The sequence below is a fragment of the Shinella sp. Sh6 genome, from assembly GCF_055392685.1.
Genome location: NZ_AP044005.1, coordinates 1121739 through 1134406 on the forward strand (window position 1 = coordinate 1121739; position 12668 = coordinate 1134406).

Below are 12668 nucleotides of genomic sequence, written 5' to 3' on the forward strand. Positions count from 1 at the left end.
GTGCCACCTACCCTTAAGGAGCCTCGAGGATGAGCCAGTCTTCCGCCACCGACGTTTTCTTCACGCGTTCCCTTGCCGATACCGATCCGGAGATTTTCGGCTCGATCCAGAAGGAACTCGGTCGCCAGCGCCATGAGATCGAGCTGATCGCCTCGGAGAACATCGTCTCGCGCGCCGTGCTCGAAGCCCAGGGCTCGATCATGACGAACAAGTACGCCGAAGGCTATCCGGGCAAGCGCTACTACGGCGGCTGCCAGTTCGTCGACATCGCGGAAGAGCTCGCCATCGAGCGCGCCAAGAAGCTGTTCGGCGTCAACTTCGCCAACGTCCAGCCGAACTCCGGCTCGCAGATGAACCAGGCCGTCTTCCTCGCGCTGCTCCAGCCGGGCGACACCTTCATGGGCCTCGACCTCAATTCGGGCGGCCACCTGACGCACGGTTCGCCGGTCAACATGTCCGGCAAATGGTTCAACGTCGTCTCCTACGGCGTGCGTGAGGGCGACCACCTGCTCGACATGGACGACGTTGCCGAGAAGGCTCGCAAGAACAAGCCGAAGCTCATCATCGCCGGCGGCACGGCCTATTCGCGCATCTGGGACTGGAAGCGCTTCCGCGAGATTGCCGATGAAGTCGGCGCCTATCTCATGGTCGACATGGCCCACATCGCCGGCCTCGTCGCCGGTGGCCAGCATCCCTCGCCGTTCCCGCATTGCCACGTCGCCACGACCACCACGCACAAGTCGCTCCGCGGCCCGCGCGGCGGCGTCGTGCTGACGAACGACGAGGACATCGCCAAGAAGATCAACTCGGCCGTCTTCCCCGGCCTGCAGGGCGGTCCGCTGATGCACATCATCGCCGCCAAGGCCGTCGCCTTCGGCGAGGCGCTGCAGCCGGAATTCAAGGACTACGCCGCGCAGATCGTCAAGAACGCCAAGGCGCTCGCCGAGACGCTGAAGGCCGGCGGCCTCGACATCGTCTCGGGCGGCACGGACAACCACCTGATGCTGGTGGACCTGCGCAAGAAGAACGCGACCGGCAAGCGTGCGGAAGCCGCCCTCGGCCGCGCCTACATCACCTGCAACAAGAACGGCATCCCGTTCGACCCCGAAAAGCCCTTCGTCACCTCGGGCGTCCGCCTCGGCACGCCGGCCGGCACGACCCGCGGCTTCAAGGAAGCCGAATTCAAGGAAATCGGCAACCTGATCGTCGAGGTCCTCGACGGCCTGAAGGTCGCCAACTCCGACGAGGGTAACGCGGCCGTGGAAGCGGGCGTGCGGGAAAAGGTCGTCGCGCTGACGGGCCGCTTCCCGATGTACCCCTACATGTAAGGGCAGCGGTTCCAGGAAAAGTGTCGCGCGGTTTTCTGTCCGGAACCGCGTGGAAACAAGGAGAGCCCGATGCGCTGCCCCTATTGCGGTTCGGAAGATACGCAGGTGAAGGATTCCCGTCCGGCAGAGGACGGGGCCGCCATTCGCCGCCGGCGCATCTGCCCGGATTGCGGCGGTCGGTTCACGACCTTCGAACGGGTGCAGCTCCGCGAGTTGATGGTTGTCAAGAAGACGGGCCGAAAGGCCCCCTTCGACCGCGACAAGCTCCTGAAATCCTTCGAGATCGCGCTTCGCAAGCGGCCCGTTGACCGGGACCGCATCGAACGCGCGGTCTCAGGGATCGTCCGCCGGCTCGAAAGCTCCGGCGAGACGGAGATCGCTTCCGAGGAAATCGGCCTCCAGGTGCTGGAGGCGCTGAAGGCGCTGGATGACGTGGGCTTCGTGCGCTACGCCTCGGTCTACCGCGACTTCTCCCATGTCGACGACTTCGAGAAGATCCTTTCGGAAGTCGCCGCCAAGATCGCCCGCGATCCGGGCGCGGATAGTTGAGAATGCCCGCCGTCGTGCCGGACGACGAGCGCTTCATGGCGGCGGCGATCCGCCTCAGCCGCCGCAATCTCGGTCTTACAGCCACCAATCCTTCCGTCGCCTGCCTGATCGTCAGGGACGGCGTGGTCGTCGGCTCGGCCGTCACCGCGCCGGGCGGCCGGCCGCATGCGGAGACGCAGGCGCTTGCCATGGCCGGCGAGGCGGCGCGCGGGGCGACGGCCTATGTCACCCTCGAGCCCTGCTCGCACCACGGCAAGACGCCGCCCTGCGCCGATGCGCTGATTTCCTCCGGCGTTGCGCGCGTCGTCGTCTCGGTCACCGATCCGGACGAGCGCGTGGCGGGCAGGGGGCTTTCCATGCTGCGCGATGCCGGCATCGCGGTCGAGACGGGCGTGCTGGAGGCGGAAGGCGGCGCGGCGCTTGCCGCCTACCTGACGCGCCAGACGAAGAAGCGGCCGCATGTGACTCTCAAGCTTGCCGTTTCGAGCGACGGCATGCTCGGCCGGCTGGGCGAGGGGCAGGTGGCGATTACCGGCCTCGTCTCGCGCGGGCAGGTGCATGTCGCGCGCGCCGAGACGGACGCAATCCTCATCGGCATCGGCACGGCGCTCGCCGACGATCCGGAGCTCACCTGCCGCCTGCCGGGACTGGAAAGCCGCTCGCCGGTGCGCATCGTGCTCGACCCGCGGGTGGAATTGCCGTCGGCGTCGAAGCTGGCCCTGTCGGCGCGGTACGTGCCGGTGATCGTGGTGGCTGCGCGGGAGGGGGAGGCGGATATGCCCGGAACACCCCCCTCTGGCCTGCCGGCCATCTCCCTCTCAAGGGGGGGGATTGGCTGGGAGTCATCGTTTTCCTCTTCAGAAAACGAAGAATCTGCCGCACCGCGGAGCGATGGGAAGGAAACCATCTCTCCATCGATCTCCCCCCTTGAGGGGGAGATGGCCGGCAGGCCAGAGGGGGGTAACCCGGCCGCCGTGCCCGACGACTGGCGTTCCCGTGCCGCTGCGCTCGAAGCCCTGGGCGTCGAGGTGCTGATCTGCGATCCGCGCCGGCTCGACGATCTTCTCGCGGCGCTGGCGACGCGCGGTATTTCCTCGCTGCTGGTGGAAGGCGGGGCGCGGACGGCGCGGTCCTTCCTCGATGCCGGCCTTGTCGACCGCATAATGCTGTTCACCGGCCCGAAGGCCATTGGCAAGGGCGGGATCGCATCCCCATGTGTGTCCGGGCGGATGCCGCAGGGCTTTGCGCTTCGCCGTACGGCGCGCTACGGCGCGGATACTTTTCAAGAATACGAAAGAGACGAGTGATGTTCACCGGCATTGTCACGGATATCGGAACGGTCGAGAAGGTCGAGCCCATGAACGAGGGCGTGCGCCTGCGCGTGCGCACCAATTATGACCCCGCCACCATCGACATGGGCGCCTCCATCGCCCATTCCGGCACCTGCCTCACCGTCACGGCGCTGCCGGAGGCGGGCACGAACGCCCGCTGGTTCGAGGTCGAGGCCTGGGAAGAGGCCCTGCGGCTGACGACGATTTCCGGCTGGAAGGCGGGCACGAAGATCAATCTCGAGCGCTCGCTGAAGATCGGCGACGAGCTCGGCGGCCACATCGTCTCCGGCCATGTCGACGGCAAGGCGGAAATCCTCTCCGTGGAAGCCGAGGGCGACGCCACGCGCTTCCGCATCCGCGCGCCGGAGGGCTTCGAGCGCTTCGTCGCGCCGAAGGGCTCCGTCGCGCTCGACGGCACGTCGCTCACCGTCAACGCGGTCGACGGCGCGGTCTTCGACGTGCTTCTCATCCGTCATACGCTGGAAGTCACCACCTGGGGCGAGCGCAGGGCGGGCGACTTCGTAAACTTCGAGGTCGACACCATGGCGCGCTATGCGGCGCGGCTGGCGGAGTTCCCTGCGCCCAAGGCGTGACGCGGGCGTGACAGGCGGGTGATACGCCTCGTATCGGCACAGGACCGGGCCGCTGGGCCCGGTCGATGGTAACGATATCGATACCTCTCCATCTCTAGGGTGCACCATCCGATGATTGGAGACCGTCCAGCATGACGCCCGACTACACGACCCTGCTTCTGGCAATAGGGCTGTCCGGTTTTTGTCTTTCGGCGACGCTCTTCGCCTCGTGGATGTCCGCGAGGGTGGAGCGCTTCCTGCTCTCCTGGTCGCTCGGCATCGGCTGCATCGTGCCGGCCGTCATCGTCTACAGCCTTTATATCGAGGCCCCCGGCTTCCGCCTCGGCTGCCTTGCCTTCATGCTGCAGTTCCTCGGCTTCGCCTTCATCTATGGCGCGGCCTATCGGTTCCGCACCGGCCTGCGCGGGCGCCGGCGCGTGTTCCTCGTCTTCACGGCAAGCTCGGCCGTCGCCCTGCCGTGGCTTGCGGCCGGCTATGACGGCATCGCCTTCATCCTGCTCAACCTGCTGATCGCCGCCGCGCTTGCCGCGACGGCCTCGGAATACTGGCGCGGCCGGGCGGAAGCGCCCCTGCCGCTCACCGGCATCGTCATCCTCTACCTGCTGACCGGTCTGTCCTTCATCCTCTGCGCGGCCGCGCTCATCCATGACGGACGGGCGGTGCTCGGTCACGCGCCGCAGAACTGGGCGGAGACCCTGAACCTCGTCGTGGCGATCGTCGGCATCACCGGCATCGGCGCCATGTCGCTGGCGCTCAACCAGTGGCGCGTCGCCGCCAGCCACCAGCGCGCCGCCAATACGGACGCGCTGACGGGCCTGCTCAACCGCCGCGCCCTGTTCGACCGCTACGGAGAGCAGGCGATGAGCGACCAGACGGCGGCCATCGCCTTCGACCTCGATGCCTTCAAGTCCGTCAACGACCGCTACGGCCATGCCGCGGGCGATGCGGTGCTGAAGGTCTTCGCCGGGGTCGTGCGCGATGCCTGCGGCCATGCGGCCTGCATGGCGCGCCTCGGCGGCGAGGAGTTCGTCGTCGTGCTGGACCGCACCCTGCCGGACCGCGCGCACCGCATCGCCGAGCGCATCCGCGCCGATTTCGCGGCAAAGCTCATTCCCGCCGGAGGCCGGTCGATCACCTGCACGGTCAGCGCCGGCATCGCCTTCGGCAGCGCGGAGGGCGCGAGCTTCGATTGCCTCCTCAGCAATGCCGACAATGCGCTCTATCTGTCGAAACGCAACGGCCGCAACTGCGTCTCGCTCGCCGCCTGAGCCCTGAAATGGCCTCGTAAAACGGAAAAGGCTTGCCAAGCCCCGCCCGTCGTGGTTTGACCGCCGCCTTATCCCCCATGATGGCGGCACGCCTCCAATTTTCAGGTGACACATGGCCAACACCGACAATCCCCATCTCCTCATCGTGGAAGCCCGCTTCTACGACGACATGGCCGATGCGATGCTCGACGGCGCCAAGCACGCGCTCGATGCCGCCGGCGCCACCTACGACATCGTGACCGTCATGGGCGCGCTGGAAATCCCGGCCGCCATCTCCATGGCGCTCGACGGCATGGAAAACGGCGGCACCTGGTATGACGGCTTCGTCGCGCTCGGCATGGTCATCCGCGGGGAGACCTATCATTTCGACATCGTCGCCAACGAATCGAGCCGCGCGCTGATGGACCTCTCCGTCAGCGAGGCTCTGCCGATCGGCAACGGCATCCTGACGGTCGAGAACGACGAGCAGGGCTGGGCGCGCGCCCGCCGCTCGGAAGGCGACAAGGGCGGCTTTGCCGCGCGCGCGGCCCTCACCATGATCGGGCTGAAGAAGAAACTGGGCGGCGAACAGTGACCGACGAGAAGAACCAGCAGCCGGTCAAGCCGGCCAACCAGCGCGGCGCGGCGCGCCTTGCCGCCGTGCAGGCACTCTACCAGATGGATATCGGCGGCACCGGCGTGCTGGAGATCGTCGCCGAATACGAGGCGCACCGTCTCGGCCAGGAACTCGACGGCGACACCTATCTCAAGGCGGACCCCTCGTGGTTCCGCTCGATCGTCTCGGGCGTCGTGCGCGACCAGCGCCTGCTCGACCCGATGATCGGTTCGGCGCTGCAGGACGACTGGGCTCTGTCCCGGCTCGATTCCACCGTGCGCGCCATCCTGCGCGCCGGCACCTTCGAGTTGCGCGAGCGCAAGGACGTTCCGGTCGCCGTGATCGTCACGGAATATGTCGAGATCGCCAAGGCGTTCTTCGAGGACGAGGAGCCGAAGCTGGTGAACGCGGTGCTCGACCGCATCGCCAGGCAGGTCCGGTCCGACACCCGCAAGTAAACGGTAGGCGCGATGAGCACGGGAACGGTCGAAGGTCTTGAACGGGAGCTTTCGGCCGCGCGCCGGAACGTCTCCCTTTTGATGTTCGCGCAGGCGCTGCTCGGCTCCTCCGGTCCCATCGCGTTCTCCATCGGCGGCCTTGCCGGCTACGACCTGCTCGGGCCGGACAAGTCGCTCGCCACCGCCCCGCTCACCGGCTTCAATATCGGCGTGGCGCTCGGCGCCGTGCTCGTCGCCATCGCCGCGCGCATGCTCGGGCGGGCCCATGGCTTCATCGTCGGCGCGCTCGTCGGGGCAGGGGGCGGACTGCTCGCCGCCATCGCGCTCTTCCGCAGCGATTTCTGGCTCTTTGCCGCCGGCTTCGTGCTGATCGGCGTTTCGAGCGGCTTCGCGCAGAAGATCCGCTTCGCCGCCGCCGATGCCTCGCCCTCCTTCTACAAGCCGCGCGCCATTTCCTGGATCCTTGCCGGCGGCGTCATCTCGGCGGTGCTCGGGCCCCAGGTGGTGATCTTTACCAAGGACCTCTTCGAGCCGGTGCTCTTCGCCGGCGCCTTCGTGGCGCTCGCCCCGCTCTCCCTTGCCGCCATCGTCCTCTTCCTCTTCCTGCGCCTGCCCGACCACAAGGCGGCCGGAATGGCGGGCGGGGAGGCCGTCCGTCCGCTGCGCGAGATCGTGCTGACGCAGCGCTTCCTGACGGGCATGTTCTGCGGCATCTCCTCCTATGCGCTGATGACCTTCATGATGACCGGCGCGCCGCTCGCCATGGTCATCGGCTGCGGTTTCTCGCCGGAAATGGCGACGCTCGGCATCCAGTGGCATGTGCTCGCCATGTTCGCCCCCAGCTTCGTCACCGGCATGCTGATCCAGCGCCTCGGCACCGAAAAGGTGGTGGCCGCCGGTCTCCTCATCCTCATGGGCTGCGCGGCCGTCGCCCATGCCGGCATCGCGCTCTGGAATTTCTGGGGCGCGCTCATCCTTCTCGGCATCGGCTGGAACTTCGGCTTCATCGGCGCCACCGCCATCGTCGCCTCCAGCTACCGCCCGCACGAGGCCGACAAGGTGCAGGGCTTCCACGACATCATCCTGTTCGGCGCCGTGGCGCTCGCCTCCTTCTCCTCCGGCAAGGTGTTCAACGCCTATGGTTGGCAGACCATCAACCTGGTGTTCTGGCCGATCACCGGCGTCAGCCTCGTTCTCGTCCTTCTGCTGCTTGTGCGCTCCCGCCGCGCGGCCGCCTGAAAAAAATCCGTTTCCCAGAAGCGCTTGCCGCGGTGCAGCGGCTTGACGCAACCGATTCGCAATCGCACTCTGGCCGCGCGCCGGCGCCCGGCTTGTGAGGAGGCAAACGGGAGCGGACGCGTATCGGCTGCGGGGAGAGGACCCTGCGGCCTCCAAGGAGGACAGAGCGAAATGACCATATTGTTTGGCGTTGTCGCATGCGGGTTGCTCTCGGTGGTCTATGCCATCTGGGCGACGCGGTCGGTGCTTGCCGCCGACCAGGGGAATGCCCGCATGCAGGAAATTGCAGGTTATATCCGGGAAGGGGCGCAGGCCTATCTCACCCGCCAGTACAGAACCATTGCCATCGTCGGGGTCGTCGTCTTCGTCGGCGCCTGGCTGCTGCTTTCCGCTACGGCTGCCGTCGGCTTCCTGATCGGCGCCGTGCTGTCGGGCGTTGCCGGCTTCATCGGCATGCATGTCTCCGTCCGCGCCAACGTGCGCACGGCGCAGGCCGCGTCCGTCAGCCTGTCCTCGGGTCTCGACATCGCCTTCAAGTCGGGCGCCATCACCGGCATGCTGGTGGCGGGCCTCGCCCTTCTCGGCGTCTCGATCTACTACTGGGTCCTCACCGGCCCGCTCGGCCATGAGCCGGCTTCCCGCGAGGTCATCGACGCGCTCGTCGCGCTCGGCTTCGGCGCCTCGCTGATCTCCATCTTCGCCCGTCTCGGCGGCGGCATCTTCACCAAGGGCGCGGACGTCGGCGGCGACCTCGTCGGCAAGGTGGAGGCCGGCATTCCGGAAGACGACCCGCGCAACCCGGCGACCATCGCCGACAACGTGGGCGACAATGTCGGCGACTGCGCCGGCATGGCGGCCGACCTCTTCGAGACCTATGCGGTGACGGTCGTCGCCACCATGGTTCTCGCGGCCATCTTCTTCGCCGGCACGCCGACCCTTGCCAGCGCGATGATCTATCCGCTGGCCATCTGCGGCGCCTGCATCATCACCTCGATCATCGGCACGTTCTTCGTCAAGCTCGGCGCGAACGGGTCGATCATGGGCGCGCTCTACAAGGGCCTCATCGTCACGGGCGTGCTCTCCATCCTCGGCCTCGGTGCGGCGACGTCGCTCACCATCGGCTGGGATACGGTCGGCACGGTCGCCGGCAAGGAGATCACCGGCACGCACCTCTTCATCTGCGGCCTCGTCGGCCTCCTGGTGACGGCGCTCATCGTGGTGATCACCGAATACTATACCGGCACCAACAAGCGCCCGGTGAACTCCATCGCCCAGGCCTCCGTCACCGGCCACGGCACGAACGTCATCCAGGGCCTCGCCGTCTCGCTGGAATCGACGGCGCTGCCGGCGATCGTCATCGTCGGCGGCATCATCGCCACCTACCAGCTCGCCGGCCTCTTCGGCACCGGCATCGCCGTCACCGGCATGCTCGGCATTGCCGGCATGATCGTGGCGCTCGACGCCTTCGGCCCGGTGACGGACAATGCCGGCGGCATCGCAGAGATGTCCGGCCTCGACCCCGAGGTGCGCAAGTCCACCGACGCGCTCGACGCCGTCGGCAACACGACCAAGGCCGTCACCAAGGGCTATGCCATCGGCTCGGCCGGCCTCGGCGCGCTGGTGCTCTTCGCCGCCTATTCGAACGACCTTGCCTACTTCGCCGCCAATGGCGACAAGTATCCGTATTTCGCGGATATCGGCACGATCTCGTTCGACCTCTCCAACCCCTATGTCGTTGCCGGCCTCATCTTCGGCGGCCTCATCCCGTACCTCTTCGGCGGCATCGCGATGACGTCCGTCGGCCGTGCGGCGGGCTCGATCGTCGAGGAAGTGCGCAGGCAGTTCCGCGAGAAGCCCGGCATCATGGCCGGAACGGAGCGGCCGGACTACGGCCGTGCGGTCGACCTTCTCACCAAGGCGGCGATCCGGGAAATGGTCGTGCCCTCGCTGCTGCCGGTGCTGGCGCCGCTCGTCGTCTATTTCGGCGTGCTGCTGATCTCCGGCTCCAAGGCCTCGGCCTTCGCCGCGCTCGGCGCATCGCTGCTCGGCGTCATCGTCAACGGCCTTTTCGTGGCGATCTCCATGACCTCCGGCGGGGGCGCATGGGACAATGCGAAGAAGAGCTTCGAGGACGGCTTCGTCGACAAGGACGGCCAGCGGCACCTCAAGGGCTCGGAAGCCCACAAGGCCTCCGTCACCGGCGACACGGTCGGCGACCCCTACAAGGACACGGCAGGCCCGGCTGTGAACCCGGCGATCAAGATCACCAACATCGTCGCGCTGCTCCTGCTCGCCGTTCTCGCCTGAGCCTGACGGCACAAACAAAAACCGCGGGGAGCGATCCCCGCGGTTTCCTTTTGTCTTCTTGCGAAGGCGGCGATCAGTTGTTGCCGAAAACGTTCTTGATGACCGAGCCGGGGTTCGCGCCGCCGCGCAGCAACTGGCCGAGGAAGGTGGTTTCGGCGCCGCCCGTCGGCGTGACGCGCGAGATCATGTCGAAGACCTTGCCGTCCTGCAGCGTGTAATGGGCGAGCCGCGCCACGTTGCCGTCCTTGTCGAAATAGACGGCGAGCACGCTCTGCTCCACCAGCTTCGGCTTCATGAAGGCGACGGGGCGCTTGCGCTTCTGCGAGATGTAGTAGAACACTTCGTTGTCGAAGGTCGCGGTCGAGGACGGCGTGCCGAGCGAGAGCAGCACCTGTTCGCGCGAAGAACCGACCGGGGCGAGCGCCAGCGTTTCCTCGTCGACGACATAGCCCTGGTAGAGCACTTCGCTGGGGCCCTGGCAGGCTGCGAGCACGGATGCGGAGAGGGTGACGGCAACGGCGGCATTACGCAACAGCTTCATATTCACGGCATCTCTCTTCACAATATCCCCGGGACGATGATGGCTGCGCAGCCATTGCAATTCGTGCCTGCTTCGGTAAACCAGCTTCGAGCGTCATGCAACATGGCTTGCAATGGCTCCATGGTTTGAATCGGGCAAAACTAGGCTTTATGATGATTTTCGGCCTGTTCGGCAAAAAAAACGGCAACCGGCGCATCGTCGAAAAGCAGTACGCGACGCTTACAAAGGCGGCGCGCCACCCCTATCTCTATGAAGCGCTTGATGTTCCCGACACGGTGATGGGCCGTTTCGAGATGCTCTCGGCCATGCTGATCCTCTACTTCCGCCGCACGCGCGCCAGCGCCACGTCGGGCCAGGAGATCGCCCAGGAGATCATCGACGCCTTCTTCGAGGACGTGGACCACTCGATTCGCGAACTCGGCGTCGGCGATGTCGGCGTGCCCAAGCGCATGAAGAAGTTCGCCGGCATGTTCTACGGCCGGCTGGAATCCTACGCGGCCGCGCTCGATGGCGGCGACCGCGAGGCGCTTGCCGGGGCGCTCCGGCGCAATATCCATCCGCAGGCGGGCGAGGGCGCGCCGTCGATGGAGGGCCTTGCCGCCTATCTCTTCACCGCCGAGAAGGCGATGGCCGAGGTGGGCGAGGACGAGGTGGCGGTCGGCGCGCTCGACGTCATCGCGCCCGGCCCGGCAGAACAGGCCGCCTGAGGCGGCGGAAGGCGAAAGATGAGACAAGACGACGACACGCCGTTCTCCTACCCGGTCAAGGTGGGGCACATCTCGGCCAATCCGGTCGAGGTGACGATCAGCGCCGATGCGGACGAGCGTGCCGGGCTTGCCGAACTCTGGTCGGTGCTGGAGGTGAAGGCCCTTTCGGCGACCTTCGAGATCCGGCGCTGGAAGCGCGACGGCGTGCGCCTCAAGGGCCGCGTCACGGCGGATATCGTGCAGGCCTGCGTCGTGACGCTCGATCCCGTCCCGTCCCATATCGACGAGCCGGTCGAGGTCGTCTTCGTGCCGGAAGGCTCGAAGCTCGCGCGCATGGCGGTGACGAACGAGACCGGCGAAATGCTGCTCGACCCGGACGGCCCGGACGCGCCGGAAGTCTTCACGGGCGACACGATCGATGCCGGCGCGGTCGCCGCCGAGCATGCGGCGCTCGCCATCGATCCCTATCCGCGCAGGGCCGACGTCGCCTTTTCCGGCCATATCGAAAGCACCGAGGCGGACGACCGCAAGCCTTCGCCTTTCGCGGTTCTCAAGGACTGGAAAAAAGACTGAAAGGCCTTTGAGGCGCCCGATAATTCAGTTGTGCCCCCGGCGAAAAGCGCTATTTTGGCGCAACCCCCGCCGCGGCGGCTCTTCTGCCGTTGGAAACAAGAATTAAGGCAAAGCACGCGTGGTCAGAATTTCCGTCGATGTCATGGGTGGCGATTTCGGCCCGAAGGTCGCCATCCCAGGCGCAGCCAAGGCTCTGGAGCGCCACCCCGAAGTCCGCTTTGCGCTTTATGGCAATGCCGCCGAATGCGAGCCGCTTCTGGCGCAGCATCCCAAGCTGAAGGCGGCCAGCACCTTCCATCACTGCGAGATCGCCGTCGCCATGGACGAGAAGCCCAGCCAGGCGCTGCGCCGCGGGCGGGGAAAATCCTCCATGTGGCTGGCGATCGAGGCGGTGGCGAAGGGCGAGGCGGATGTCGCCGTCTCGGCCGGCAATACCGGCGCGCTGATGGCCATGTCGAAGTTCTGCCTGCGCATGATGTCGAACATCGAGCGCCCGGCGATCGCCGGCATCTGGCCGACCCTCAGGGGTGAAAGCATCGTGCTCGATATCGGTGCGACCATCGGCGCCGACGCCAACCAGCTCTTCGATTTCGCCCTGATGGGCGGCGCCATGGCGCGCGCCCTCTTCGAGATCGACCGGCCGACGGTGGGCCTGCTCAATGTCGGCGTCGAGGAGATCAAGGGACAGGAAGAGGTCAAGGCCGCCGGCCAGCTCATCCGCGAGGCCAATTTCGACACGATCGAGTATTATGGCTTCGTCGAGGGCGACGATATCGGTCGCGGCACGGTGGACGTGGTGGTCACGGAAGGTTTTGCCGGCAACATTGCGCTGAAGGCGGCGGAGGGTACGGCGCGGCAGATCGCCGAGTACCTGCGCGCGGCCATGTCGCGCACCTGGCTTGCCAAGCTCGGCTACGTGCTCGCCAAGAGCGCCTTCGACCGGGTGCGCGAGAAGATGGATCCGCGCAAGGTCAACGGCGGCGTGTTCCTCGGCCTCAACGGCATCGTCATCAAGAGCCATGGCGGCACGGATGCCGAGGGCTTCGCCGCGGCGGTGGATGTCGGCTACGACATGGTCCGCAACGGCCTCAAGGACAAGATCGAAAGAGATTTGCAGAAGTATCACGCGGGCCGGCCTGTCGAAGGCGCGCAGGGCGTGAGCGACGAGGTATAGACAGA

Annotated in this window: 13 protein-coding genes; 12 read left to right on the plus strand and 1 reads right to left on the minus strand. The window is 66.5% G+C overall.

Annotation, left to right across the window (positions count from 1 at the left end):
• Positions 1-29: 29 nt before the first annotated feature.
• The 9 genes from glyA to ACZ5TO_RS05430 all read left to right on the plus strand — a co-directional run bounded on the left by glyA (position 30) and on the right by ACZ5TO_RS05430 (position 9668).
• Positions 30-1328, plus strand: a complete 1299-nt coding sequence (gene glyA / locus ACZ5TO_RS05390) for a serine hydroxymethyltransferase (protein ID WP_184144594.1) — start codon at positions 30-32, stop codon at positions 1326-1328.
• A gap of 69 nt (positions 1329-1397) precedes the next feature.
• Entirely contained in the window at positions 1398-1877 is a 480-nt protein-coding gene (gene nrdR, locus ACZ5TO_RS05395; RefSeq protein WP_184144593.1) for a transcriptional regulator NrdR, read from the plus strand.
• 2 nt (positions 1878-1879) lie between these two features.
• Positions 1880-3184 (plus strand): bifunctional diaminohydroxyphosphoribosylaminopyrimidine deaminase/5-amino-6-(5-phosphoribosylamino)uracil reductase RibD, encoded by a 1305-nt coding sequence (gene ribD, locus ACZ5TO_RS05400; protein ID WP_464799827.1) that lies wholly within the window; start codon positions 1880-1882, stop codon positions 3182-3184.
• Entirely contained in the window at positions 3184-3801 is a 618-nt protein-coding gene (locus ACZ5TO_RS05405) for a riboflavin synthase (protein ID WP_464799828.1), read from the plus strand. Before ribD ends, ACZ5TO_RS05405 begins: the two co-directional genes overlap by 1 nt.
• 131 nt (positions 3802-3932) lie before the next feature.
• Positions 3933-5069 carry a GGDEF domain-containing protein gene (locus ACZ5TO_RS05410; RefSeq protein WP_464799829.1) on the plus strand — a complete coding sequence of 379 codons (1137 nt, stop codon included), beginning with the start codon at positions 3933-3935 and terminating at the stop codon, positions 5067-5069.
• Positions 5070-5181: 112 nt separating this feature from the next.
• Positions 5182-5643: a 6,7-dimethyl-8-ribityllumazine synthase gene (ribH, locus tag ACZ5TO_RS05415; protein WP_464799830.1), complete on the plus strand. Its 462-nt coding sequence runs from the start codon at positions 5182-5184 to the stop codon at positions 5641-5643.
• The gene (gene nusB / locus ACZ5TO_RS05420; protein ID WP_464799831.1) at positions 5640-6122 is read left to right on the plus strand and encodes a transcription antitermination factor NusB; all 483 of its coding nucleotides are present in this window, start codon (positions 5640-5642) and stop codon (positions 6120-6122) included. The genes ribH and nusB overlap by 4 nt, the downstream gene beginning before the upstream one ends.
• 12 nt (positions 6123-6134) lie before the next feature.
• Positions 6135-7361, plus strand: coding sequence for an MFS transporter (locus ACZ5TO_RS05425; protein WP_464799832.1), 1227 nt, complete (start codon positions 6135-6137; stop codon positions 7359-7361).
• Positions 7362-7532: 171 nt separating this feature from the next.
• Complete coding sequence (locus tag ACZ5TO_RS05430; protein ID WP_464799833.1) at positions 7533-9668, plus strand: sodium-translocating pyrophosphatase; 2136 nt, start codon at positions 7533-7535, stop codon at positions 9666-9668.
• A gap of 73 nt (positions 9669-9741) precedes the next feature.
• Here ACZ5TO_RS05430 and ACZ5TO_RS05435 read toward each other — a convergent pair whose 3' ends face one another.
• Positions 9742-10233, minus strand: a complete 492-nt coding sequence (locus ACZ5TO_RS05435; protein ID WP_464800337.1) for an outer membrane protein assembly factor BamE — start codon at positions 10231-10233, stop codon at positions 9742-9744.
• A gap of 128 nt (positions 10234-10361) precedes the next feature.
• Between ACZ5TO_RS05435 and ACZ5TO_RS05440 the strand changes: the two genes are divergently transcribed.
• From ACZ5TO_RS05440 to plsX, 3 genes are all read left to right on the plus strand, one after another.
• Positions 10362-10916 carry a ubiquinol-cytochrome C chaperone family protein gene (locus ACZ5TO_RS05440; protein ID WP_464800338.1) on the plus strand — a complete coding sequence of 185 codons (555 nt, stop codon included), beginning with the start codon at positions 10362-10364 and terminating at the stop codon, positions 10914-10916.
• A gap of 18 nt (positions 10917-10934) precedes the next feature.
• Positions 10935-11489 (plus strand): YceD family protein, encoded by a 555-nt coding sequence (locus ACZ5TO_RS05445; RefSeq protein WP_464799834.1) that lies wholly within the window; start codon positions 10935-10937, stop codon positions 11487-11489.
• Between the two features lie 118 nt (positions 11490-11607).
• Positions 11608-12663 carry a phosphate acyltransferase PlsX gene (plsX, locus tag ACZ5TO_RS05450; RefSeq protein WP_184144583.1) on the plus strand — a complete coding sequence of 352 codons (1056 nt, stop codon included), beginning with the start codon at positions 11608-11610 and terminating at the stop codon, positions 12661-12663.
• The last annotated feature ends 5 nt before the right edge of the window (positions 12664-12668 follow it).